A 25,854-nucleotide genomic window follows, 5' to 3' on the forward strand; every position below is an offset into this window, starting at 1 on the left:
GATAAAATATCATCATGTGTTCGGGTTTTCGTTTTGTTTCAAATACGACTATCAATGTGACGACCAGGGATAACCGGATTATCGTTGCTTGATCCCTTGATAGAGGAACTCGATGATCGCGCCGAGGATGACGACATTCTTCACGAACTGATACATCTCTACTTGTCGCTGTTGTTCGTCGTCCTCGTTCCAGAAATCGTGCATAATCGGGGTCACTCCGAGAAGGAAAGAGGCGATAGCCCCAGTGGCAACGATCGGAACACGCCAGAGAATGACCCCGAGACTCCCAATTGCAAGCAGTCCACTGGAGAACGGAACCAACATCTCTGCATATGGTACCCCTTTCGATTCCGCATACGCTATCTGGCCATCCAACTGCCTAAAATTCTTAAGCGCAGTGTACCCGAGGGCCCCTCCGATGAGGATCCGACTCAGGAGTGAAGGGGGATCACGGGTTGATTTCGCGAGGGTTCTATTCTGATCGGACTCAAGAGACTGTTCAGGCTCCATGTTCTCACCATCGTTTGGAAGGATACTAATCTAGCGGTAAATTCCAAAGATGCTATTATTAATCCATCTCTTAACACACACGGTTAGTTATGATTATGCGGTGCGAAGTGTGAAGTCCGATCTTAAGGAGTGAGTGAGCAGATCGAGAGAATATTATATCTGATATGTAGGGCAGTCAATCTGCTAGTTGAATGGAGCACCGGCAATCACAAGTTGAGAGTGATATCCTCAATGCATAGGAACCGTAGCGTAGACTAACCGCTCCAGTGATTCCTGCACGAAGAAGGAAGCGACCGAGAGGATGCGATCGCCCGACTGTCTAGTCTCGAGGCAATGGAAGTGAACACTGTCTTGCTAGTATGACAGTCAGTATCGGCACATGCCCTCGACGCCTGCCTCACGACGCGCGGTCTTCCGGCCGATCACGACGACCTCGTATCATGACTGGCCGGCGTACGACACGATAGCGCTGTACGATCGTCGCTCGCTTGGCGCGCTCAAGGGAGATATCCGGACGGTTGCGACGGTCTGGTTCGAGCACGACGTCTACGACTCGCTTGCTGACTTCGTCTGCCACCTTCCGCTAGCGTATGTTGAGTTCCAATCCCACGATCGCTATCCCGGCGTTACGCAGTACGAGATGCCCCCCTCGTTCGCGTGTTCGTGCTAAAACAACTCTACGGAAGGGACCACGAGACCGCGCTGGTTGAGTACCTCGATCGTCGCCCTGCTCTCTGCGAGCACCTGGACTTCGAATCGGTCCCCGACCAGTTAACGCTGTGGGGGAGCTGGCCCACCCGCTTTTCCGCAGCCCTCCGCGAGACCATCGAGCCGGCCGCTCGAACGATCCTCATTACCCCCCAGAATGCGGGGGTTACGGGCCGGCGCGACCCAGAACGGAACAGCCACCACCGGGCAGAGGATACAGACGAATCGACGCCTGACGATCTGACCGTCCTACAATAACTGTTAGAACTTTTTGCTCAGCTATTGTGACCGTAGCTAGTGAACCATCTCGACGAACTCTCCGTCGAGGAATCGCAAGACGCCCTCGACAACGTGGACGGAACGAAGCTGACGTAACGGCTCTTAGCGGCAATCGCGTACAACATCGGTGTGACGCAAGCTGAGTTGGCCGACTGGGACGACGTTCAGCGGCGGACGATCTACAGTTGGTCCACGCGACTCAACACCGACGAGTCGCGGGAGCCAACTGTGTCTGATGATAAATGAACTAGAAGGAAACGAAAATTGCCATATTTATAGAAGAATTTGGAGCAACTATTCACGAATCACCTGAAGAGATTGGCATCAACGCGCCGGCGCTCGCCCAAGAATACCTTGAAGAAACGTACGGCGTCGAGTAATTAATCCCGAGTTGTCGGCAGTCGCTGAAAGAAGCAGGATTGAGCTATCAGAAACCGCCCCGAAGAGTTGCTGAAGCTGGCGAAACCGAGCAAGAGAAGTTCACCGATAAGCTCAAAAAAGCGACGGGAGATGGACGCCACCGTAGTCTTTATCGATCAAACCAAGAAATCCATGCAAGTCGAGCCGCGCGCCGCGTGGTTTCCGCGCGGTAGGGGGCCCTCCGTCGAACTCTCCGGCCAACGCGACTGGAAGTGTCTATTGGGCGAGGTTACCGAGGACGGTGATCGCTTTTTCTCCCGATTTAAGGGGTATGTCACGGCCATCCACACAAAATATCTAATTTTGATTTATACAAATAATTCGGTATAAGTTGATCGTGGTGCTTGATGGAGCGCCGTATCGTCAGGCGTCGACCGTCACGGACCTAGCGGCCCGTGACGACCTCGCCTTCGTGACGTTACCATCGTATTCGCCAGAACTGAACCCTGTCGAGGAATGCCGGAGACAGCTGCAAGCTGCTCTCAGCAACCGCTTCTTTGACTCGCTCGACGAGCTTACAACAGCGATCGACACCGCTCTCGACCAACTCTCTGCCCCTAATGTGAGCAATTATTTCTAGTTCCTACTATAGGATACGTTTTCGCCACCGCAACAAGCTATCAGGTCGTCGCCAGATATCCGATAATAACGGGATTGTGCTGAACGATTGGACGGCTTTCAATCGTCGAAATCGGCACTAGCTGGGGTAGGAGCCTCCGTCTCGTGATCAACATCAACGTCGCTCGTGTCCTTGGGAACGACGTTGTCAAGGATGAGTGAGACAAGGGCAGTGACGACGACGGCTTCTCCGAGGAACATCTGGACCTGTTCGGGGAGTTGCTGAAGGACCTCGGGCCGGGTAGCGACACCAAGGCCCAAGCCGATTGACGCAGCGATAATGACCATGTTGCGCTGATTTAGCACGACGTTGTCCTTGAGAATTTTGAATCCACTGGAGAGGACCATGCCGAACATGACGAGCGTCACCCCCCCGAGAACTGGGTTCGGCATGGTTGCGAACAGCGCGCCAACCTTCGGCACGAATCCGAGCAACAGGAGAATCACACCGCCGACGACGACAATGAATCGACTCATAATGCCAGTAAAGGTGACGACGCCGACGTTCTGTGCGAACGAAGTGTTCGGGAATGCACCGAAGACGCCTGCGAGACCGCTCATCACGCCGTCAGCTATGACGCCACCTTTGAGTTCAGACTCTTTCGGTTCGCGGTCCTCCACTGCTGTAATTGCTGAGATGTGGCCGATCGTTTCCATTGTCGTCGTGACGTAGATCACCGAGAGGATGAGGATAGGAACGGGTTCAAATGCGATTCCGAACTTCAGGGGAACAGGGAACGCGAACCAGGCTGCTTGAGTGACCGGTGAAAAATCAACCATCCCGAGCGCGGCGGCAACGATGTAGCCGACCGCGATGCTGACCAGAAGGCTGAGGATTCGAAGATAACCCGAAAACAGCTGATTCAATCCAATCGCGACGACAAACACGAGACCGCCGAGCGCGAGATTAACTGGCGCCCCGTAGTTGGGCATTCCGACTCCGCCGGCGAGATAATCCATCCCAACGGGAATGAGATAGAGACCGATTATCACGACGATCAATCCGTTTACGAGCGGGGTAAAGTACGACTCAAACCACTCGAATTTCCACCCGATGAACACCTCAACGAGTGCGGCAACGATACAAGCACCGAAGGCCGCAGCGAGGCTGTACTGCGTTGCCACGGAGATAATCGCGCCGACAAAGGCGAAGCTCGTCCCCATGACGATCGGTAACCGCGCGCCAACCGGACCGATTGGCGAGGCTTGTACGATCGTCGCGAGACCGGCGAAGACCAACGCCATCTGAACAAGGAAGGTCACCTGTCCCGTCGCAAGGCCGACCGCACCGGCGATGATGAGCGGCGGAGCAAGGTTCGGTAAAATCATCGCCAGAATATGTTGTAGGCCTAGCGGAACTGATTCGCGTAACGGTGGCTTCGCGTCGATACCATACACTATCTCGATATCAGAGGTGTTATCGGACATCGTATAGAGGAATGACAATAGTTAACTTATAACTTTGGCATGTCCATCATCGTCGCGTAGCGGTTATAGGATTATGTTTAGATAGATCATTATAACTAATAGCCTATCCCAGATTAGATTCGCAATTTAAGTCCCTTGCGCTGCAACCCGTTTTACCACGGTGGGACCATATGACTAGTGTCGCTCGATCATAGGCAGGATATCGGGATTCACAATGTTCTGCTCTGTAGGATCGCTAGACTCCGGCGTGACGACTCCGTTATCTCGGTGGAAACCGAAGGGGCAGATTGGTTTGAGTTTAGAATTCCGCCACTTCACACTTATTACGGTCGCCACTGCTAAAACAGTTCTCGAGAAACCAGGCGAACCCGCCAACCCCGTTGGCGGAAGCGGGTTCGCCGACTGGGCGATGCTCACACTACATGTCCTCCGGATTGAACTCAGTAAGTCCTAACCGTCAGACAATTGACTTGCTGAGCGAAATACCGAGCGTCTTGGAAGAGATTGGCCTCACGCGGTTGCCTCACTACATGGTCCCCGATAACTGGTTCGAGAAGATTCCGACGACGACTTAGCGTGCGTTTCTCCGCGCGTCAGCGGAGAAACGCACTGGCCACGCCGCTATCGATTCGACTGGCTTCGACCGCGACCAGCCTTCGCAGTAGTACGCTCAACGAGCACACTACCACGTCCGGTCGCTAAAAGTCACTGCTCTCGTGGATGTCGAAACGCTGGACGTCACCGACGTCCACTGCACGACGACGAAGAAACACGACGCGAAGATTGGCCTGCAGGTCGCCCGCGTTTCGGCGGGCAAGCTACTCTCGTTGCCCGCTGATTGAGCGTACGACGGCAAACCATTCCGCGATGAACTCCGAAGTTACGGAGTTCGTCCGCTCATTAAGCATCGGATCCACAATTCGCTTGATTTCGTACACAACGCACGGCTGAGTTCAACGCACGACAACCGCCCCTGGATGGTCGAAACCGTCTTCTCAAGCCTCAGGCGCACACTCGGCGCAGCCGTGCGTGTGCGAAGCTGGCATCAGGAGCTCCGCGAGATGATCCTCAAATGTACCGTCTACAAGCTCCGTCGGAGCGTGAGATATCCGTGAAATCCAGTGCCGTATACCGATCCTACAGAGTAAACTATTTGAGAAATGAAAACGGACAGTTTGACCCCAATATGTCAATATTATATACTTTCTGTCGTGTTGGTCCAGACCAGAACCTTTGTCCCTAGTTGCCTAATGCGATATTCAAGCTGTTCTATCAACAGGGCGTAACGAACAGACAACTGTGGATTAAAGTATCTCAACGCCGTGGAGGCACATGAAAAAAGTAGCTCTCATGAATAGTCTCCGTGGTTAGTAACAACGATAGGATTGTTATTTTCGCCCTGTTTGCCCTCTAGTCCGAATCAGATTGTGGGTATTTGTGTTTGAAATATACGAATGCATTTTCGGGTACGCTCTTATGAAGTAGATTGTTGGTGACGACCCCATACTGTGAGTCGGGTCAGTAGATCCTCCCGCTGGACCGGCCGCGCTCCTGTTCTGGAGAGCCCTCTCACCAAGTCCATCCACAGCAACATCGCCGGACGGTTCTATACCAACAATGGTCTACACCAGAGCGTTGGGGGATAAGTTGAATTCTGCACAGTCAATTTCCAAACGACACACCTTCGATCAACGGTTCAATTTTCCTTCTCCGACAATCAAGTCCCAGATAATGTCGAAGGCACTGAAGCCAGCACGATTGCAGAGAATCATTAGCAAACTCGTCGTCGAGTGAGATCTGATAGACTAACACATTCACGGTATGGTTGGAGATTGCGTTCCGATGACTTGTCCAGAGGACGATCTCGGTAATAAGGCAACCAGGGGAGAAGTTTTAAATGACCAACGACCACCTATACTGTGCAGGAAACTAGCATGCCCGGGGTCAGGAAGGTCATACGGTTAGCCCGTCTCGTTCGGTCCTCAAGTCGCGAGGGTTCAGAAACACGGCCTCTCGTCCAGCAGGTGAGCACCGCTCTCGTGATTATCAACCGACCACAATAGCCATGGAAATCGATCTCACACTGAACGAAAACGACGTAACGTTCGAGGCCGCTCGCTCAGACACGCTGCTCGACGTCCTCCGGGACAACGGGTACACCGGTGCGAAACGCGGATGTGACACCGGCGACTGCGGGTTTTGCACCGTGATCGTCGACGGCGAACCGGTCAAGTCCTGTATCCGACCGATCCGTCGAGTCGAAGGGGGCGATATTGAGACCATCGAGAACCTGGGTACGCAAGACGACCTCAGCCCGGTGCAGGCGGCGTTCGTCGACAACGCCGCGCTCCAGTGTGGCTTCTGTATCCCGGGTATGATCATGCGCTCGAAGGTGCTGCTGGAAGAGAACCCGGATCCAGACGAGGCCGAGATTCGCGACGCGCTCTCGGGGAACCTCTGTCGGTGCACGGGCTACGAGAAGATCATCGACGCCGTGCAGGACGCCTCGACCCGGTTGGATGGCGAAGGGGACGTAGCGGCTGACGGAGGTTCCCCGCTCACCGGCGGTGCTTCTCAGGGTCGTGGCTGCCACGAGGGAGGGTTCGACGAATGAGCAAGAGCGACGAGCTGACTCCAGAGGAAGAGACTGCCGATACTTCGGAGGCCGAAGAAGGTACCCTAGTCGAGTGGGACGAGGCCCCGAACAACCGAAAGGCTCCGGGCGAGCGGCGGACGGTATCGCACCGTGAGGAGAAAGACGACGCCAGGAAAATCGTCACCGGAGAGGCGAAGTACACGGCCGACTACGCCCGGGAGTTCCCGGACCTCGCCGAGGCGGAGATCGTCCGCTCGGATATCGCACACGGCGTCGTCAAGGATATCGACACGAGTGCGGCCGAGACGATGGACGGCGTCTACGCCGTCCTCACGCCGGATTCTCCCGAAGTACCGGACAAGCTCTACACCTCCGCCGGTCAGTCGTATCCCGAGCCCTCCCCGTGGGATATCCGGGTCCTCCGCCGGAAGGTGCGCTTCGTCGGCGACCCCATCGCTGCCATCGCCGCCGAGGACAAGGACACCGCGAGTAAGGCTGCGCGCAAACTCGACGTCACCTACGAGGAGTACGACGCCGTCTTCGATACCGCCGAGGCGATGGCACCCGATGCACCGCAGATTCACGACGAAGACGACGTGGAGAACATCCAACCCGGCGCGGACTACGAGCGAAACATCGAGGCACAGGCGACCGGAGAGATCGGAGACGTGGACACGGCCTTCGCAGAGGCAGCGGACCGCGCGGACCTGACGGTGACCGAAACTGAGTGGGAAACGCCCTATCAGTCCCACTGCGTTCCCGAACCTCACACGACCATCGCCCACCGTGACGAGGACAACCGCTATCACCTCATCTCCAGCACGCAAGTGCCCTACCACACGCGTCGACAGCTTGCACATCTCTTCGACGTGCCGATACGTGACGTCCGGGTGTCGAAACCGCGAATCGGTGCCGGGTTCGGGTCGAAGCAGGGGATGATCATCGAACCGATCGCGGTGGCCCTCTCCGAGGCTGCCGACCGGCCGGTGATGGTCGAGACGACGCGCCGCGAGCAGTTCCACGCAGTTCGCAATCGCCGGCCTGCCCGTGTCAAACTCCGGAGCGTCGTGACCGACGACGGCGACCTCAGAGCGCTTGACATGGAGGCCATCACGAACTCGGGTGCGTACGGCCCCCACGGGATGACTGTCGCTATCTCCATCGGCAAGAAACCGTTGCCGCTCTACACGCATACGCCGAACATCCGCTTTAGAACGACTGCCGTTCACACTAACCTGCCGATCGCGGGTGCCATGCGTGGCTACGGCGCCCCACAGGGCCACCTCGCCGTCGAGGGACATATGGACGAGGTCGCCCGTGATCTCGATATCGATCCTATCGAACTCCGCGCGCAGAACGTGGTATCCGAGGGCGATTTCGAGGTCGCCTCCGGCATCTTGAAGGACAAGGAGTACGGCCGGCGCATCCGGTCGTGTGGTCTCGACGAGTGCATCGCCGAAGGCCGAGCGGCGATCGGCTGGGGCGACATCGAACAGCCCGACGAGGATCACCTCCACCGGGCCTGCGGCATGGCGCTCACGGTTCAGGGGAGCGGCGTCCCCGGCGACGAACTCGGCGCGGCTCACATCAAGATGAACGAGGACGGGTCCTTCATTCTCCAGACCGGCGCCGTCGATATCGGTCCCGGAGCCGACACGGTGATGGCCCAGATCGCGGCCGAAGTGCTCGGCGTGCCTCCGGAGGACGTGCTGGTCCAGCCCTCGGATACCGATATCTCCCCGTTCGACCACGGTGCGTACGCATCCTCGACGACGTACATCACTGGACAAGCGGTCAAGAAGGCCGCCGAGGACGCTCGCGAGATGCTGTTCGAGTTCGCGTCGCGGATGCTCGACGAGCCCGAATCGGCGTTCACCGTCGACGCGGGATCGATCGTCTCAGAGGTTTCGGGCGAGTCAGTCTCGCTCGAAGAGATCGGCTACGAGTCCGTATACGGTGACGAGGTTCGGGCCCACGTGATGGGGGAGGCGAGTTACTGCACGGAAGAATCGCCGCCACCCTTCGGCGCGCAGTTCGTCGACGTGACTGTGAACGAGGAGACCGGCGAGATCGAGGTCAACGACATGGTGTATGCCGTCGACTGTGGCACCGCGCTCAACCCCGACCTCGTGGAGGGACAGATCGAGGGCGCGGTACACATGAGTTACGAGCTGGCGACCGGTGATGGCATCACTTTCGACGCGGACGGACGGCCGGAAGTGATGGGCTTTCGCAACTACGACATGCCCACCACGGCCGACCAGCCTCCGATAGACTCCATCATCGTCGAAACACACGAACCGACTGGGCCCTTCGGCGCGAAGTCGGTCGCCGAAATCCCCGTCAATGGGGTTCCGCCGGCACTGAGCAACGCTATCCGCCGGGCCGTCGGTGTCCGAATCGGTGACATGCCGATCACCCCGGAGAAGATCAAGACCGCGCTCGACGAAACCTGATCGCGTCGACTCCTCGTCAGGGAACAGGGATTCGCCATCGACACTGGAAGTCACGATCGACACTGAAAGTCACGATCGCCGGGGTGTCTGCTATCGTAACCGCCACGACGGTCGCTGCCCGAACGAGACTCCTGACGCACCCACGCCACGAACGAGACCGGAACGAACGGTCTGTCCAGCAGGTGCTACCCGTCGATGGGATGAAACACGATCGGAGATCGCTCGCAGTGATCGTCCACGGGTGTTCGTTATCTCCAACCACGTCGTTGGATTGGGTAGCTGCGTCTTTATCGATGCTTCCCTACAGCGCCGTTTACCCCGAGTCGGGTCGGCGGCAATCGCCGAACGCAGCCACAGTTCGGTCGAATAGCCGCCCGCGACATGTTATATCAATTTTTAATTCCTGTATTAAACTAGGGAACAATAGTCTCTAATTATTTTTAGTAATATTCCTTGTGCGGGCCATGTCTGATAACACAGAGAACGGTATCGACCTCGCGTAGGGCCTAGAGGAGAAGCCGCCGCTGTCGAAATCGCTCCTACTTGCGTTACAACACGTATCGGTTATGATCCTCCCCTCGACCGCTGTCGCATTCATCGTCACAGGGGGTGAGGATTGGGTACCGCGGACACGACGTTCCTCGTGTAGATGATGATTCTCTTCGCGGGCGTGGCGACCGTCGTCTATGCCTACACCGTTGGGCCGGTCGGCGCGAAGCTCCCGATCGTGATAGGGACGAGTTTCGCTTTCGTCGGCGCGATGTCGTCGATCGGCGCGAATTCGGGCCCCGACGTGGTGTTCGGGTCGATCGTAGTCGCAGCGACCATCGTCCCGTTCCTGCCGGGCTGGCAGTTCAAACGGCTCGGGGCGTTCTTTCCGCCGCTCGTCACGGGGCTCATCGTCATCATAATTGGACGGTACCTCATCCCGGCCGGCATCGAGTACGCCGCGGGCGGCGTCGGCGCAGAGAACTTTGGCTCGGTACAGAACCTCGGGCTCGCGGGGCTGGTCCTACTGATCACCGTCCTCTTCAACCTGCTCCTGCGTGGGGTCTGGCGGATGTTGAGTATCATCATCGGCATCGGCGTCGGCTACATCGCCGCGATCGCGATGGGCATCGTCGACGTCAGTGCCTTCTACAGCGCGGCGTGGATTGCGGTTCCCACGCCCGGTCGTTTCGGGTTCAGCCTCGAGTTGATCCCGCTTTTAACGTTCGCGTTCCTGTTTCTGGTTTCAGGGATGGAGACGATCGGCAATATGTCAGGGATCACCGCCGCCGAGGGCCGCAACTCGACCGAGGACGAGTTCCGCGGCGGGATCTTCGCTGACGGATTCATCAGCGCTCTCGGGGCGGTCTTCGGGTCGTTCCCGCAGACGTCGTTCTCACAAAACGTCGGTATCATCAATTTCACGGGCGTGATGAGCCGCCACATCGTCGGGATCGGCGGTGGGATCCTGATCGTACTCGGGTTGGTCCCGAAAATCGGGGCGATTGTGACGACGATTCCCTCTGCCGTCTTTGGTGGCGCCGTACTCATCATGGTCGGGATGGTGGCCGCCAGCGGAATGCGACTGCTGTTTCTGAACATCGAGATGAACCGCCGGAACATGGTCATCATCGCCACGGCGCTTAGCCTCGGACTCGGGGTTGCGACGGTGCCCGAGGCGCTCTCGGGCTTGCCGAGCGGCGCACAGACGTTCTTCGGCGAACCGGTCATCGTCACTGGGCTCGTGGCGCTCACGTTGAACACGTTCGTCCCCGGCGAATCGAGCCCCCTGTTCGATAGAACCGACGCCGCAGCACCGCTCTCCGAACCGGTCGACGACTGAGTCTCGACCGACCTCGATCGACGATCGGGGACGACGGAGGATCTGCCGGAGGGGACTTCCTTCCGGTACTCAATTACCAGTCGTAGAGATCCCAGAAGCAATCCAGTGGCATGAACGGGTACAGTGACGGTACGCACGCACACGTACACTAACCACGGCGAAAAGGCCGTGAATGGCGAGCACTTCTCGACGGTTCACTCGATGCTGACCCGTCATCCGCCGGACCGGCCCTGGTTGGTCCATCGCACCTACTGCCCTCGCATGGGAGTCCCGGCAGAGAAATACTTTTGCTCCGGTGTCGTATACGATCGACGTATGTTGCTAACCGGTTCCGTCGTCGTAGACCCTCGTACGGTACTCCGCGACGGAGCGGTCGTCACCGAAGGATCACGTATCGAGAGAGTGGGCGAGCGATCCGAGATCGCACCACAGTATACCGACCACGAACACCAGTCGTACGACGTCTTGTTGCCGGGGCTCATCGGCGGGCACGTCCACTCCGTCCAGAGCCTCGGTCGCGGGATCGCCGACAACACCGAGCTGCTGGACTGGCTGTTCGACTATATTCTCCCGATGGAAGCATCGCTCTCGGCCAAGGAGATGGAGGTCGCGGCGAAACTGGGGTATCTGGAGATGATCGAGAGTGGAACGACGACGTGCATCGATCACCTTTCCGTCGCCCACGCCGACGAGGCCTTCGAGGCTGCGGGCGAAATCGGCATCCGCGGTGTCCTCGGCAAGGTCATGATGGACCAGCGCTCGCCCGATGGTCTCCTCGAAGATACCCAGGAAGCCCTCGACACGTCCGAGCGTCTCATCCAGAAGTACCACGGATCGTTCGACGACCGTATCCGATACGCCGTGACGCCGCGTTTCGCCGTCTCATGTACCGAGGACTGTCTCCGCGGCGCTCGTGAGCTGGCCGACGCATACGACGGCGTCCGCATCCACACCCACGCCAACGAGAACCGGAGCGAGATCGAGACCGTCAAGGATGACACCGGAATGCGCAACGTCCACTGGCTCAACGAAGTCGGTCTCACGGGCGAGGACGTGGTGCTGGCACACTGTGTGTGGACCGACGAAAGTGAGCGGGAGGTCCTCGCAGAGACGGGCACGCACGTCACGCACTGCCCGTCCTCGAACATGAAGCTCGCGAGCGGGATCGCCCCGATCTGGGACTACCTCGACCGGGGAATCAACGTCGCACTCGGTAACGACGGCCCGCCGTGTAACAACACGCTCGATGCGTTTACCGAGATGCGCCAGGCCAGCCTCCTCCAGAAGGTCGATCGACTAGACCCGACGACGACACCGCCTGCTAGAATTTTCGAGATGGCGACGCTCAATGGAGCGAAAGCCGCCGGCTTCGACGAACTCGGTGCGATTCAGGAGGGCTGGCGCGCCGACATCGTGGGGCTCAGTACGGACTGCACGCGTGCGACCCCACTCCACGACATACTCTCCCACATCGTGTTCGCCGCGCACGGCGACGACGTGCGGTTCACGATGGTAGACGGCACCGTCTTGCAGGAGGAGGGGAAGATGACTGCCATCGACGCCGGAGCGGTCCGGCAGCGTGCGTCGGAGATAGGTCTCGACATGGACCTGGAGGACGAACGGCGGTCCGCACAGCAGCAGAAACCTGGAGGGAACTAGGTTCTCCCGATTCGGACACAGTTCGTCGACAGTCTATCGAGTACCACAGGTATGTCACTCGAGCGTCGCTCCGTCGGTCGGTACGAGAGCGGCCATTGTACACCCGGAATGAAACGTTTCGACCACGTACCGTCGAGTCGACCCACCACGCTGGCAACTCCGTCCACAGGGGAGTGTGCTCTCCGTCGAACCCTGCAGTCGTGGATAATCGCTGGGACCTCCGACCAGAAACAGTGGTCGCAGTGAAAACTTATTTGTGTCTAGTAGGGTAGTGAACAACTATGGCAAGCGATAGCAAGGTACGGTCACGCATAGCGACGTTTTTCGGATTCGAACGTCACGGGACGGACGTCAAGACCGAAGTCGTTGCGGGCATCACGACGTTCCTCACCATGTCGTATATCATCGTGGTAAACCCGGCGATCCTGTCGGAGGCGATCTCTATACAGGGATATTCCGACGGGCAGACGTTCCAGATGCTCGCCATCGCGACTATCTTGGCCGCCGCTATCGGTTCGATCGTGATGGCGTTGTACGCGAACCGGCCGTTCGGTCTCGCTCCCGGAATGGGATTGAACGCGTACTTCGCGTTCACTGTGGTGATCTCGCTGGGGATTCCGTGGGAGACCGCGCTCGCGGCGGTGTTCGTCGAGGGCGTCATCTTCATGGCGATGTCCAGCGTCGGCGCGAGACGGTACATCATCGAATTCTTCCCGGAACCCGTGAAGTTCGCCGTCGGGGCCGGCATCGGTCTGTTCCTCCTGTTGCTCGGCCTCATCGAGATCAACGTCGCTGTCGCGGACGAGGCGACGCTGGTTTCGCTCGGTAACGTCGCGTCGGACCCGGTTGCACTGCTGGCGCTTGCCGGACTCGCCTTCATGATCGTCCTCTACGCCAAGGGAGTCACTGGCTCGATCATTGCTGGCATCATCGCAACTGCTGCCGCCGGGTGGGGACTGACGTTCGCTGGGGTTGTGGACGGCGGCGTCCTCACACCCGAAAGCCTCCCACCGGTTCAGTACGACATCACGCCGCTGTTTGGGGCGTTTATCGACGGCTTCGGAAACATCGAACCGATTCCGTTCATTATTGTAGTGATTACTTTCTTGTTCGTCGATTTTTTCGACACCGCCGGAACGCTCATCGGCGTCTCGCAGTTCGGAAACTTCCTCGATGAGGACGGCAACCTCCCAGAGATGGAGAAACCGCTGATGGCCGACGCCGTCGCTACCACCTGCGGGGCGATTGTCGGGACGACCACCGTGACCACCTACGTCGAGAGTTCGACCGGGGTCGAAGAGGGTGGCCGCACCGGATTGACAGCACTTGTCGTCGCCGTACTGTTCCTGGCTTCGCTCGTCGCTGTCCCGGTAGTGGCAGCGATACCGACGTACGCTTCCTATCTCGGGCTCATCCTCGTCGGTCTCATCATGCTCCAGGGCGTCACAGACATCAAGTGGCAGCGCTCCGACTGGCTCATTCCTGGAGGGCTCACCATCGTCATGATGCCCCTGACGGCCTCGATAGCCAACGGCATCGCCGCGGGTATCATCAGTTATCCCCTCGTCAAAGCGGCACAGGGCGAACACGATGACGTCCACGCCCTCCAGTGGCTCCTGGCAGTGTCGTTTGCTCTCTACTTCTACGTCACCGCTGGTGGCGTGATGGGTTGACACCACCGGCACGACCGAACCGTCTTCACGTCCCTCTCGCGGGATCGCCGACTGAACCCGCGCTGTCCTCACACTCCCACTGCCGGGGAGTTGTCCACGCTGTCCGTGCGGCTGCCGCGGGGAAGTGGGGCAGAATGTATCGGTTCCTCGAGAGGGTCGCGTTCGACGACAGTGAGTGGTTTCGGCGGCCACCGAGCCAAACGACTATCTATCTACGGTAACTACCATCTCGCATGTGGTATACTAACCCACACCTCGGGTCGGCTGATACTACGTGCATTCGACCGCGGGTGAGCCGTGAAAGCAACATCGCTGCCGGCACGGTCGACAGCGATGACTGATTCGGTCGACACGCTCGTTCACGGAACACTGGTAAACGTTCACACCGGGACGCTCGAAGACGGTACGGTCGCTATCGACGACGGCAGGATAGTCGCTCTGGAAGACCGTCCGGCCGATCACGTCCTCGACACGGGGTACGTCACGCCCGGACTCATCGACGCCCACGTGCACGTCGAGTCAAGCATGGTGACGCTCCCGGAGTACGGAAACGCGGTCCTGCCAGGTGGCGTGACTAGCATCGTTCACGACCCACACGAGATTGCGAACGTCTTGGGGGAGGCTGGCATTCGTGCCGTCATCGAGGACGCGACGAACACGCCGCTGAAGGCACGGTTTACTGTTCCGTCCAGCGTTCCGGCCTCCGGGCTACAGGACACCGGTGCGACGCTGGACGCGGCGGCCGTGGCGACGCTGGTTGACCTCGACCCTGTCGTCGCGCTCGGCGAGGTGATGGACATCCCGGGACTGATCGCCGGCGACAGCGAGGTCCACGCGAAGATAACAGCCGCCCGCGAGCGCGGTCTCACCGTCGACGGACACATGGCAGGCGTCGACGGGACGTCCCTCCACGAGGCGGCTCGGTATCTCGACACCGATCACGAGAGTATTACGCTCGCTGAAGCGCGACAGCGGGCGAGACTCGGTATCCGGGTCTATCTGCGCGAGGGGTCATCGAGTGAGAACCTCGCCGACCTCCTGCCGCTCGTCGACGCTGTCGACACCCGTCTGCTCTCTCTCTGTACCGACGACACGGAGGTGACCGATCTCGTCGACCGCGGCGGCGTCGACTTCGCAGTTCGCAAGGCCATCGACGAGGGTGTCGATCCCGTCGAAGTCGTCCAGATGGCGACACTCAATACGGCCGAGAGCTACGATCTGCCCTTCGGGCGGCTCAAACCCGGGACACCGGCCGACTTGGTGTTGCTCGACGACCTGAACTCGTGGGACGTCGCCCACGTGATAGTTGACGGCGAGATGGATCCCACAGCGAAGAATCGGACCGGGACTACGAACCTGGCGGACGACACCGTCAAGTTCGACCCGGTTTCGGGCAGGGACCTCGTGATCACGGCGGCGGACGATGACGGCGAGACGATCCCCGTTCGGGTTATCGATGCCGTCGGCGGTCTGCAGACCGATCCCATGCGAGCAACCGTCTCGGTCGAAGCGGGCGCGCTGGTCCCGCCGGTCGACGAGGACATCCTCTCGCTGACCGTCATCGAGCGACACGGCCGGGATGGGGGGATCGGACGGGGATTCGTCCACGGTCTCGGCCTGCACCGCGGAGCCATCGGTTCCACCATCGCCCACGACGCACACAACTGTGTGGTCGCCGGTGCGGACCGCGACTCCATGGCCCGTGTGGCCAATCACCTCCGTGACATCGGCGGCGGTATCGCCGCTTTCGACCCGGAGGCCGCCGAAATGGTGTCGCTCCCGCTTCCGGTGGCGGGACTGATGTCCGACGAGCCGATCGAGGTGGTGGCCGAGCAGTACGAGAACGTCGAGGCGTTCGTGACCGATCTCGGTCTGGTCGACAACGGACTGATGGAGCTGTCGTTCCTCGCCCTCGAGGTCATTCCGACGTATCGCCTGACGAACAAGGGGCTGGTCGATGTCGAGGCGGCAGAACACATCGACGTGGTCCGTCCCTGATCGCCGGCCAGTTCTCATCCGACAGCGCGGGTCCCACGTGCACTTTTATGTTCCTCGTCGGTAGAGATGCATCCGATGGTCGTAGATACTGTTATCGAAGGAGGAAGGATCCTCTCCGGTACACGGTCGTTCGAAGGTGCGATCGCGATCGACGACGGAACGATCGTGGGACTCGGTGATCCACAGCACCTCCCGGAAGCCGACCGGACGCTTGATGCGACGGGAAGGGTCGTCATGCCGGGAATCGTCGACCCGCACGTCCACATCGACGATCACGTCTCTATCGATAGTTACGAGACGGCGACGAAGGCGGCGGCGCTCGGGGGTGTGACGACGGTGATCGATTTCGCCTGGCAGGGTTACGCGGCCGAGGGAAGTCCGTGGGACGAGAGGGGGACGCTCATGGAGGGAATCGAACGAAAGCGAGAGCGAGCCTCCGACGCGTTGATCGACTACGGGCTACACGGAGGCATTCTCAGGGAGGGCGCTGATCTCTTCGACGAACTGGAGGAGGTCATCGACGCCGGGGTCACCTCGTTCAAGATGTATACGGCCTACGAGTTCGGCCTCTCGAACGGATACATCAACCGCGTACTCGGGCGACTCGCGGAACTCGACGCCGTCGGGGTCGGCCACACCGAAGACGACTCCGTCTGTGAGGCAGTGACCGAGAGACTACGAGCGGAGGGACGCGGGGCGAGTAGCTATCCCGAGTCGCGGCCAGACTACGCGGAGGCCATGGCGGCCGACGACCTCGCACGAATGGCTCGCCAGCTCGGGGCGAAGTATTACGGGATTCACACCTCCTGTCGGAAGTCTGCTGATGCACTGGCGCGTCACCAGGAGGACGGCAGCCTGATCCGCGGCGAGACGTGTACACACTACACGACGCTGACCGGAGACCTCCACGAGGAGATGGGGAACCTCCCGCGGATCGCACCACCACTTCGACGCAGCGACGACACCGACGCTCTCTTTGACTATCTCAAACGGGACGTACTGAGCGTCGTCTCGACCGATCACGTCGCACAGAAGCGCGACGCGAAGGAGGAAAGCGAGTGGTGGGAAGGGCCGTTCGGGGCGAACGGCCTGCAGACGAGTCTGCCAGTGTTCCACGACGAAGCCGTGAACGAACGGGGACTGTCGTACGAGTTTCTCACACGCCTCATGAGCCGAAATCCGGCGGTCACGTTCGGTCTCTCGGAGAAGGGGACGCTCGACCCGGGCACCGACGCGGACATCGTGATCTTCGACCCGGATGTCGAGTATACGATATCGGCGGAGGACAACGCCTCGAAAGCGGACTACTCGCTCTACGAGGATCGGACAGTACGAGGCGCAGTCGAGACGACACTCGTCCGTGGTGTCATCGTCGCGGACGACGGCGAAATCGTCGGTGCCCCCGGTCACGGCGAGTACGTCGAGCGCGAGCGCCCGGACTGGACGCCGTAGCACCGTGCCAGCCGACACAACTGTACCAACGAACCGGGACGGTCGACAGTCGCCGGTGTCAGTGGACTACCACTCCGTGAAGGCGGTGAGGGAGCCGCGGGGACCCGAAGGGACTGTGGCCGGCCGCGGTACCGGTGCCGACCGACACGGAATCCCAGGTACCGACGGCGGCGTGCCGCAGGGTGGACGACGGAGAAACGGGAACGGGAGCGTCGTCGCGACAGTACCTTTATTTTCCAGTGACCTATTGGTCGTGACGTGAGCCAACTAGAGTTCGACATCGAGGGAGAGGTGTACGTAGCTGACCTACTCAAGGACGAAGCGCCGCGATCAGTCGAGGCACTTCGCGACTTCCTGCCGCTCGAATCGGAGTTGATGCACGTCCGCTGGAGTGGTCACGCGACGTGGGTCAACATCGACGAGATCGACCTTCCAGAGATTCCACGCGAGAACCACACTGTGTATCCCTCGCGCGGCGATATCCTGCTCTATCCGGGGTACCGGAACGAACAGGAGATCCTCGTTCCCTGTGGACCGACGTGCTTCAAGAGTCCGGCGGGTGAACTCGCCGGCAACCACGTGGCGACGCTGGACGCGTCACGTGAAGAACTCGCCGAACTGGAGGAGGAGACGCTGCAGACCGGTGCGAAACGGATCGTCATCAGAGAACGTTAATACCGCTCCACGAGCGTCGAGAGAGCCACCGCTCCGATCCGGACCTGGCAGTACGTCGGTATCTTCAAATCCGGGGGGCTGTAACTCGTAGATCATGAGTACCACGGAGCATGCCCACCGATCCGTGAGTGAGGAGCGTCTCCGCGACGACATCACGACGAACGCGGAGTACGGTGCCATTCCGACCAGTCGTGGTCACGGTCGGACGGTGCTGACCGGCACGAACGCGAACCGGCAGGCACGGCAGTATCTGCTCGACCGACTCGAGGTGGCCGGTCTCGACGTGCGAATCGATGCGGTCGGTAACGTCGTCGGCCGCTGGGTGTCCAGTAGCGCCGACCCCACGGCGTCGGCCGTCGCGTGTGGCAGCCACCTCGACTCCGTCCCCGAGGGCGGCATCTTCGACGGCGTGCTGGGAGTCTACAGCGCGCTGGAAGCCGTCAGGGCGCTACAGGACACCGGCAGTGACCTCGCACGGCCGATAGAAGTCGTCTGCTTCACCGAGGAGGAAGGTGGGCGGTTCTCCAACGGCCTCCTCGGCTCGTCGGTGGCCAGTGGGAACCGGTCGATCAAGGAGGCACTCGCTCTCGAAGATGACGACGGCGTGACGCTCGAGACGGCGCTGACTGACATCGGGTTTCGTGGGACCGGCCGAGTGGACGCGAGCGCGTGGGACGCGTGGCTCGAGCTCCACGTCGAACAGGGCGAGCGACTCCAGGAAACGAACGCCGCCGTCGGAATCGTCTCCGCGATCACGGGGACGATCCGCTGTGAGATCGAAATTGTGGGGGAGGCTGACCACTCGGGATCGACGACGATGGAGGCGCGGACAGACGCGTTGACCGCTGCGAGCGAACTCGTCCTCGAGGTAGAGGCGACGGCGAACGACGTCCTCGCCGAGCACGGCGACACCGTCGTCGGGACGGTCGGGAAACTCGATGTCTCGCCGAACGCGATCAACGTCGTGCCAGGACGGGCGGAACTCGGCGTCGACATCCGCGACGTTCGGTATGCATCGATGGAGCGCATCGTCGAACGGGTCCGCGACTGCCTCGCGGGGCTCGAAACCGAGCGGGGGGTGGAAGTCACGTTCGAGCGACCGTACGATATCGCGCCAAGCCAGATGAGCGACCGGTGTATAGCTGCCCTCGAACACGCGGTTTCGACCGTCGACGCATCGTCGCTGTCGCTGCACTCCGGCGCCGGCCATGACACGATGCACATCACGGACGTCACCGACACCGGGATGCTGTTCGCGCCATCCAAAGGCGGGTTCTCGCACAGCCCCCGCGAGTGGACGGACTGGAGCAGTTGCGCGACGGCGACGCGGGTCCTGACGGCAGGCCTCCAGCGTCTCGCAGAGGCGTGATCGGAGGAGTCGGCGAGGGGTACGGCCGCAGTTCAGCTCCCGCGGTAGGTCGTGTACCCACCCGGAGAGAGAAGCAGGGGAACGTGGTAGTGCTCGGTCGGGTCGTCGATCAGGAACCGCACCGGCACCTCGTCGAGGAACGATGACTCGGCGGGACCCTCGCGGTAGTAGGCACCCACGTCGAAGACGAGTTCGAAGGTCCCGGTCTCGATCTCGTCGGCGTCGAGCAACGGCTCATCGACACGTCCGTCGTGGTTCGTCGTCGCCGCAGTGACCTGCTCGCGGTGGTCGTCCTCAAGGCGATAGAGCGTTACTTCGACGCCCTCCGCCGGTCCCTCGCGGCTCGTGTCGAGGACGTGTGTGGTCAGGCCGGCAGTCATCGTTCACCTGCCTCCTCGAGGTCGCTGCGGTCCATCGAGAACTGCTGAAAGCCGGTCGGCCGTGGCGGTTCCCGCAGCACCTTTGCGTCGCCGTCCATGTCGTCGCGTACTTTCAGCCACGTACGGTTGTTAGCCTCGAAGCTCACCTGGGACAGTTGCGGGAACCGCTCGAGCACCCGAAGCCCGACCTGGTAGATGAGGTCTTGGATCGAGTTGACGTTCTTCTCGTGGAAGACCACCTGGGCGATGTCCCGTACCTGCTCCGCCGGCACGTACGCCGCAGGATCCTCGCCCAGCGCCGTCTCGGGCTCGTCGTACGTCCAGAAGATGTCGAGGCTGATGTACAGCGTCCGGTTCTCCCGTTCCGGTAGGGTGGTGTACTCGTCTTGAACGTAGCCGACGAATGAGTTGTCCTTCACCTTCACGAGTTCGAAGCCGGTGACGCCGCTTCGTTGCTCCTCGATGACGACGTCGCCGTTCTCTCGGGTGAGGTAGAACTCGCCGAAAGCGGACTCGTTGTCGGTAACGCGGAAGACGAGGTCACTCGGCTCGAAGTCACCGTCCCCGTCGGGCACGGGACGTTCGTTGAACGCGAGTTCGTCGGCCGACATACGGACCGACTCCATCTGGTCGTAGGTTCGGAGGAACTCCGATCCGACGTAATGAAGAAAGCCCTCGACGGTCGCGCCGTCGTAATCGCCGGCGTGATGAAGGATGAAGTTCTTCATCGAGTCCGTCGCCACGACCTTCGTGTTGTCCCCGTCCCGGAAGGAGGGAAGGAACTCCTCGCCCTCGATCTGGGCGCGCACCTCCATTCCGAAGAGCGTGTTCGGCTTGCCGTCGAATCCCGACTCGGGTATCTCGCGAACGCCCTCCAGTGGGGTCGCGTACGTCCGGTAGACGTTGACGTGCTCTTTGCCGTAGTTCATCGTCCGCTCGCCCGCGGAGTGGTTCTCGGTCATACTATCGATCCCCCTCCGAGCGGTCGGTGTGTTCTGGGGCGTTTCCAGGCACATCGGCTCACGCTCCGCATGCTATGTGGTCTCATCGTCCAGCTAAGGATTCCATTCCCGATACAAAATAGTTTGCCTCCTGGCGACTCGTGTGATCACCAGACGACGATCACTCCAGCCGTGCCGGGGTAGCACTCACGCGAGACGGCCTCTGGCGGGCGAGCGACCCGCAGCACCGCGATGCGATCGCTACTGTATTGGGGGCTTACTGAAAGTCGACCGGTGTACACCGGTATTGGTACGCCCTATCGGTAGACCGGTACTACGAATCGCCCGCCTCGCGAAACCGATCGTCGAGCCGGAGGCGCGCGATTTCGTTGACCTGCTCCAGTGCGGTCCGGAACTCGGTGGTCTCGTCGTTATCGACGCGCGCCTCCATCGCCGCTTGGATTTCGTCGGGTGAGGCTCCTTTGACGGCCATGATGAACGGGAACTCGAATCGACTCTGGTACTGCTCGTTCAGCCGCTGGAACGTCTCGTACTGTTCGGGGCTTAGCTCGTCCAGCCCCGCCGACGACTGTTCCGCTTCCGAGGCGTCAGTCATCTCCGTCTGCTCGCCGAGATCCGGGTGTGCTCGCAGGAGCTCGAGTTGTTTCGCCTCGGCGGCCTCCCGGACGATCCGTGCCATTTCCGCATGGAGGTCAGAGACGGTCTCGAACGGCCGCGCCGACACGGCACGCTCAGCCACCCACGGCGAGTGTTCGTACACGTCACTTAACTCGTCTACGAAGGCATCGTTGTCGAGATCGTTGAGGTCCGTGATAGTACGTACGCTCATACCATCGCAGTGTCGGCCACAAGTAACTTAATAGCACTCATCACCACTCCACCGGCGTCAGTCCGGTGTGCAACGCGTTCTGCGAGGCCGTAACGTCGACTGCCCTCGCCAGCGAGGGCGCGGAGTCGGTCACCGACATCCAGCAGATGGAACACACCTACGGCGTTGATTTGTCGACTTCCTCCCACGGCTGAAGGCCGTGGGCTTCCGCCTCGAAATTATCGTGAATACTGGGCATCGAGGGTCAGCCCTCATCAACTCCTCTCGGGTGAGTCGCCATGCGTGGCCATGTTGACGTTCACTTCGATCAGGTTCGCAGCGCTCAGAACGGTCTCGGGAAGTTCGTCTTCAAACCGCTCGCCTTTCAGACGGCTCGTCGGACCGGCGACGCTCAGCGATCCGAGGACGTTCTTCTTGCGGTCGATGACAGCAGCACCGACAGCACGGAGCCCCTCGACTTCCTCCTCGTCGTTGTACGCAAATCCCTGGTCACGAACGATCTCGAGTTCATCTTTGAGTTCAGCACGATCGGTGATCGTGTTGACAGTTTGGGAGGGGAGGCCATGCTGATCAATGATTTCGTCGACACGTTCCTCGGGGAGGAGGGCCAGGATGGCTTTGCCCGTCGCGGTGCAGTGGAGGTGGTCCGGGCGCTGGAGTTTCTCGGTCTGATACCCACTTCCGACGGCGTCACTTCCCCGAACCTTGTATAGGTTGATTCCCATGCCGTGCTGTTCGGTGAAGAGGTTCGCGTACTCGCCGGTCGACTCGGCGAGCGCCTCGACTTCCTCCTTGCCGTACTTGTACAATTGATTCCGGTTCCGGACGTACTCCCCCGACAGGAGAAACTTCAGGCTGAGCCTGTACTGGTTGTCCTCCTTGACGACTAGATGTTGTTGTCGAAGTGTGGCCAGATATTGATACGTAGTGCTTTTTGAGATATCCAAATGAGAGGCAACCTCGGTCACGCCAGCACCGTCCAGCGTTTCGAGGACGCCGAGAATTTGAGCGCTTCGTTCGACGGTTTTCAACGTCCGTGGCGATTCGCCCTTTTTGGATGCCATATGATGGCATTCCTCCCTGTCGGTTTAGCTGTTCGGTATACATGTTCCTTCTTGATTCGGACGAGTACTATGAGCGACACCGTCGTGCTGAACCAGGCGGAAAATCCGCCTCAGCCGTTCCCCACCCTGTGATCGGTCCAAGAGTAACACAGATATGCCTCCAGTCACTGGTCATCAGTGATGGAATCAAGTGCGTGGAGTGCCCCGGTCCACGAGGTTCACTCTACCATCGCGGCGATGACCGACAGTGATCGCCGGGCGGCACTGGCGACCGTCGTCGCCGTGGAGGGCAGCGCCTACCGGCGCCCGGGTGCGAAGGCGGTAATCGAGGAAGGAGGCGACGGGACCGGCACCATCACCCCCGGCTGTCTTGAGGATGAGGTTGCGGAGTTGGCGAGCGAGGTGATCGAAAGCGGGAAACCAACCGTCGTCACCTACGACCTGATGGACGACGACGACGTCTGGGGGCTGGGCGTCGGGTGTAACGGGATCATCGACATCCTCCTCGAACCGCTGGACGCCTCGTTCGAACCCGTCGCTTCCGCCTACGCGGACGACGAGCCCGTTGCAGTCGTGACCGCCGTGGAGTCGGCCCGTGACGACATCGTCGTGGGGAATCGGACGGTCGTGCGCCCCGACGGATCGACCGACGAGGGAGGTGGGCTGCCGAGATCCGTCGTCGATGCCGTCGCGGACGCCGCAGCGGACTTCGCGGTGAGCGGAAAGTCGAGATCGATCGCCGTCTCCGGCGAACCGGTCACGGTCTTCGTCGACGGCGTCGCACCGTTGCCAAAGCTCGCGATTCTCGGCTCCGGGTACGACGTGGGCCCACTGGTCAAGTGCGGGAAGCGAAACGGGTTCAGGGTCCGGATTATCGGGTTCCGGGGCGGGATCGATCTCGCGGCGAGGTTCCCCGAGGCCGACGAGACGGGGACTGCGAGGGTGACCGATCTCCGGGCGGACTACACGTTCGACGAGCGGACCTACGCCGTCGTGATGTCGCACAACTTCGTCGACGACCGCTTTGCCGTCGCGGAACTCCTCAAGACGGATGTCCCATATCTGGGTCTGATGGGACCCCGTGAGCGGTTCGAGGAGATGCTCGAGTCGTACGACGAGGAACAGCGACGGACCGTCGAGGCGAACCTCGATCGGGTGTACACGCCGGTCGGCCTCGACCTCGGCGCCGGCTCGCCCCACCAGATCGCCACGAGCGTCGTCGCCGAAGCGCTGGCCATCCACAACGACCGGACGCCAGACCACCTGAGGGCCCGCAAAGGACCGATCCACGATCGCGTCGAACTCGGACAACGAGCCGAGGCCCCCGGGGTGGATCGCGGATCGTGACGGACAGAATCGGTGACAGCGGACGACTGCCGGTCGTGGACCCAGCGGAGGTCAACGGTCGTGAACCTGTCCAGCAGGGATCCATCGCGGGAGTGGTGCTCGCGGCCGGAATCGGGAGCCGCTTCGGCCCGGAGAACAAACTCCTAGCGCCCCTCGACGGGACGCCGGTGGTGGAACGGACTGTCCGGACAGTCGACCGGGGCAACCTCTCGCCGCTCGTGGTCGTGCTCGGCCACGAGGCCGATCGGGTCGAGGCCGCGCTCGGCGATGTCAAGGCTGAGACCGTTCACAACGCGGACTACGAGGCGGGGCAGGCGACGTCCGTCGCGACTGGGATCGAGGCCGTCCGCGATCGGGCGGACGCGGCGCTTATCGCGCTGGGAGACATGCCGTTGGTGGCCGTCGAGTCGATCCGCACCCTCGTCCGTGCCTATCGCGTCGGAGTCGGTAACGTCCTCGCGGCTGCCCACGGGGGACGACGAGGTAATCCGGTGGTGTTCGACAAACGGTACTTCTCGGCCTTGACCGCCATCCGTGGAGACGTGGGGGGACGACGGCTTCTCATCGAGAGCGATGGATCGGTACTCGTGGAGACGGGTGATCCGTACGTCCGCCAGGACGTGGACACGCCCGCCGATCTCGAGTCCATCGCTACCAGCCGGTAACGATCTCGACTGCGTCGAACGAGGCGGTGTCGCTGCCGGTGGCTGGAGCGCTGGGGGTAGACCAGCGGTGTGGACGAGGCATCACCCGTTCAGATCGGAGGAGCCCGGAGACCGTCGCCTCGATCCCAATTGCATCGCCGACCACATCCGTAGTCCGAGTTTGCTGGACCGGGGGGAGGGCTGTGAGATCCACGAGCACGTGTTCTGGGATCTCCAGACGTATCTCGGTCTGCGAGAGAAGCTGACTGCAAATGAAGGGGCGCAGAGTGTATCTACGACTCACATCGCGAGCGGACGCTGCTTGGTCATGTTCATCGGGCGCACATCTTAAGAGCTCACTGTCGCCCGCATTTGAGCAATGTATCGGCAGACGGTTCGCCGACTCATCGATCGAGTGGCCGAAACGGACGCGTCCTTCGGGCGGGAATCGTCGCGATCGACACGACGGAAGATGAGCCATTCACTGGCGACCGGACAGGTCACGAAGTCGAGGACATTGGCACGAAAAAAGCCAGACGACTACACCTACCAGTGGGCAACCGTCCAGTTGGTCTGGAACGCGGTCCCCTAGTGTTCACTTTCAGATTAACACGTGAGCGTGACAGTCACAATGAGATCGTCAAGGATCTGTTAACCACGGTCCAAGACCTCGTATACGTCGATAAGGTGGTAATAGATCGTGAGTTCGACGGTCCGCACGTCCTCAAGGCAATCGCTGACCGAGGACTAACATGCGGCGTTCTTAAACGGATGCAGACGAGCGAGAGGGCGCAGGCCAAACGCCTTCTCTAACACAATGAGGACTTCTACGTCACCGACCGGGACCTCCATCTGGGCAATGACGAGTGGTACCCGACGACGCTAGTCTACACACGAACGGAGAACACTGATCGAACCGATTACCGCCAGTACGTGGTGTTCATGACCAATGCCCA

General features: G+C 60.4%; 19 protein-coding genes and 3 pseudogenes. 16 read left to right on the forward strand and 6 right to left on the reverse strand.

The genetic code is table 11. From position 1 onward, the window contains the following. Positions 1-78: 78 nt before the first annotated feature. Positions 79-510: a DoxX family protein gene (locus NKI68_RS00400; protein ID WP_254544720.1), complete on the reverse strand. Its 432-nt coding sequence runs from the start codon at positions 508-510 to the stop codon at positions 79-81. 379 nt (positions 511-889) lie between these two features. On the opposite strand from NKI68_RS00400, the gene NKI68_RS00405 reads away from it, so the two are divergent. From NKI68_RS00405 to NKI68_RS00415, 3 genes and pseudogenes are all read left to right on the forward strand, one after another. After that, positions 890-1,180, forward strand: coding sequence for a hypothetical protein (locus NKI68_RS00405; RefSeq protein ID WP_254544721.1), 291 nt, complete (start codon positions 890-892; stop codon positions 1,178-1,180). Beyond that, positions 1,168-1,476 carry a hypothetical protein gene (locus NKI68_RS00410; protein WP_254544722.1) on the forward strand — a complete coding sequence of 103 codons (309 nt, stop codon included), beginning with the start codon at positions 1,168-1,170 and terminating at the stop codon, positions 1,474-1,476. The genes NKI68_RS00405 and NKI68_RS00410 overlap by 13 nt, the downstream gene beginning before the upstream one ends. Positions 1,477-1,515: 39 nt before the next feature. Next, positions 1,516-2,497 (forward strand): annotated as a pseudogene (locus tag NKI68_RS00415) (IS630 family transposase). 98 nt (positions 2,498-2,595) lie between these two features. Here NKI68_RS00415 and NKI68_RS00420 read toward each other — a convergent pair. Further along, complete coding sequence (locus NKI68_RS00420; RefSeq protein ID WP_254544723.1) at positions 2,596-3,963, reverse strand: uracil-xanthine permease family protein; 1,368 nt, start codon at positions 3,961-3,963, stop codon at positions 2,596-2,598. Positions 3,964-4,255: 292 nt separating this feature from the next. Between NKI68_RS00420 and NKI68_RS00425 the strand changes: the two are divergent. The 10 genes and pseudogenes from NKI68_RS00425 (at position 4,256) to NKI68_RS00470 (ending at position 19,672) form a co-directional block, all read left to right on the forward strand. Further along, positions 4,256-5,078: pseudogene (locus tag NKI68_RS00425) on the forward strand (IS5 family transposase). A gap of 950 nt (positions 5,079-6,028) precedes the next feature. Then, the gene (locus NKI68_RS00430) at positions 6,029-6,577 is read left to right on the forward strand and encodes a (2Fe-2S)-binding protein (RefSeq protein WP_254544724.1); all 549 of its coding nucleotides are present in this window, start codon (positions 6,029-6,031) and stop codon (positions 6,575-6,577) included. Next, complete coding sequence (locus NKI68_RS00435) at positions 6,574-9,015, forward strand: xanthine dehydrogenase family protein molybdopterin-binding subunit (protein ID WP_254544725.1); 2,442 nt, start codon at positions 6,574-6,576, stop codon at positions 9,013-9,015. The genes NKI68_RS00430 and NKI68_RS00435 overlap by 4 nt, the downstream gene beginning before the upstream one ends. Positions 9,016-9,539: 524 nt before the next feature. Beyond that, a pseudogene (locus NKI68_RS00440) lies at positions 9,540-10,846 on the forward strand (solute carrier family 23 protein). A gap of 315 nt (positions 10,847-11,161) precedes the next feature. Next, complete coding sequence (locus NKI68_RS00445) at positions 11,162-12,505, forward strand: 5'-deoxyadenosine deaminase (RefSeq protein ID WP_254546454.1); 1,344 nt, start codon at positions 11,162-11,164, stop codon at positions 12,503-12,505. A gap of 281 nt (positions 12,506-12,786) precedes the next feature. Continuing rightward, the gene (locus NKI68_RS00450; RefSeq protein WP_254544727.1) at positions 12,787-14,178 is read left to right on the forward strand and encodes an NCS2 family permease; all 1,392 of its coding nucleotides are present in this window, start codon (positions 12,787-12,789) and stop codon (positions 14,176-14,178) included. 333 nt (positions 14,179-14,511) lie between these two features. Next, positions 14,512-16,176 carry an adenine deaminase gene (gene ade / locus NKI68_RS00455; RefSeq protein ID WP_254544728.1) on the forward strand — a complete coding sequence of 555 codons (1,665 nt, stop codon included), beginning with the start codon at positions 14,512-14,514 and terminating at the stop codon, positions 16,174-16,176. A gap of 75 nt (positions 16,177-16,251) precedes the next feature. Beyond that, positions 16,252-17,628: a dihydroorotase gene (locus NKI68_RS00460; RefSeq protein WP_254546455.1), complete on the forward strand. Its 1,377-nt coding sequence runs from the start codon at positions 16,252-16,254 to the stop codon at positions 17,626-17,628. Positions 17,629-17,886: 258 nt separating this feature from the next. Beyond that, positions 17,887-18,303 carry a DUF3830 family protein gene (locus NKI68_RS00465; protein ID WP_254544729.1) on the forward strand — a complete coding sequence of 139 codons (417 nt, stop codon included), beginning with the start codon at positions 17,887-17,889 and terminating at the stop codon, positions 18,301-18,303. A gap of 94 nt (positions 18,304-18,397) precedes the next feature. Then, positions 18,398-19,672 (forward strand): Zn-dependent hydrolase, encoded by a 1,275-nt coding sequence (locus NKI68_RS00470; RefSeq protein ID WP_254544730.1) that lies wholly within the window; start codon positions 18,398-18,400, stop codon positions 19,670-19,672. Positions 19,673-19,704: 32 nt separating this feature from the next. On the opposite strand, the gene uraH is transcribed toward NKI68_RS00470, so the two are convergent. From uraH to uraD, 3 genes are all read right to left on the reverse strand, one after another. Then, positions 19,705-20,052 carry a hydroxyisourate hydrolase gene (gene uraH, locus NKI68_RS00475; protein WP_254544731.1) on the reverse strand — a complete coding sequence of 116 codons (348 nt, stop codon included), beginning with the start codon at positions 20,050-20,052 and terminating at the stop codon, positions 19,705-19,707. Next, positions 20,049-21,014, reverse strand: a complete 966-nt coding sequence (pucL, locus tag NKI68_RS00480; protein ID WP_254544732.1) for a factor-independent urate hydroxylase — start codon at positions 21,012-21,014, stop codon at positions 20,049-20,051. Before pucL ends, uraH begins: the two co-directional genes overlap by 4 nt. A gap of 313 nt (positions 21,015-21,327) precedes the next feature. Next, a complete protein-coding gene (uraD, locus tag NKI68_RS00485; protein ID WP_254544733.1) occupies positions 21,328-21,843 on the reverse strand; it encodes a 2-oxo-4-hydroxy-4-carboxy-5-ureidoimidazoline decarboxylase in 516 nt (171 codons plus the stop codon). Positions 21,844-21,908: 65 nt separating this feature from the next. Here uraD and NKI68_RS23495 point away from each other — a divergent pair, with 65 nt between their 5' ends. Next, positions 21,909-22,037: a hypothetical protein gene (locus NKI68_RS23495; protein ID WP_256562656.1), complete on the forward strand. Its 129-nt coding sequence runs from the start codon at positions 21,909-21,911 to the stop codon at positions 22,035-22,037. A gap of 60 nt (positions 22,038-22,097) precedes the next feature. On the opposite strand, the gene NKI68_RS00490 is transcribed toward NKI68_RS23495, so the two are convergent. Next, positions 22,098-22,907 carry an IclR family transcriptional regulator gene (locus NKI68_RS00490; protein WP_254544734.1) on the reverse strand — a complete coding sequence of 270 codons (810 nt, stop codon included), beginning with the start codon at positions 22,905-22,907 and terminating at the stop codon, positions 22,098-22,100. A gap of 237 nt (positions 22,908-23,144) precedes the next feature. Here NKI68_RS00490 and NKI68_RS00495 point away from each other — a divergent pair, with 237 nt between their 5' ends. Both NKI68_RS00495 and NKI68_RS00500 read left to right on the forward strand, forming a co-directional pair. Next, the gene (locus NKI68_RS00495) at positions 23,145-24,254 is read left to right on the forward strand and encodes an XdhC family protein (RefSeq protein ID WP_256562694.1); all 1,110 of its coding nucleotides are present in this window, start codon (positions 23,145-23,147) and stop codon (positions 24,252-24,254) included. Then, on the forward strand, positions 24,251-24,919 hold the full coding sequence (locus tag NKI68_RS00500) for a nucleotidyltransferase family protein (RefSeq protein ID WP_254544736.1): 669 nt from the start codon (positions 24,251-24,253) through the stop codon (positions 24,917-24,919). The genes NKI68_RS00495 and NKI68_RS00500 overlap by 4 nt, the downstream gene beginning before the upstream one ends. The last annotated feature ends 935 nt before the right edge of the window (positions 24,920-25,854 follow it).

The sequence above is a fragment of the Halomarina pelagica genome (genome assembly GCF_024228315.1).
Lineage (GTDB): Archaea > Halobacteriota > Halobacteria > Halobacteriales > Haloarculaceae > Halomarina > Halomarina pelagica.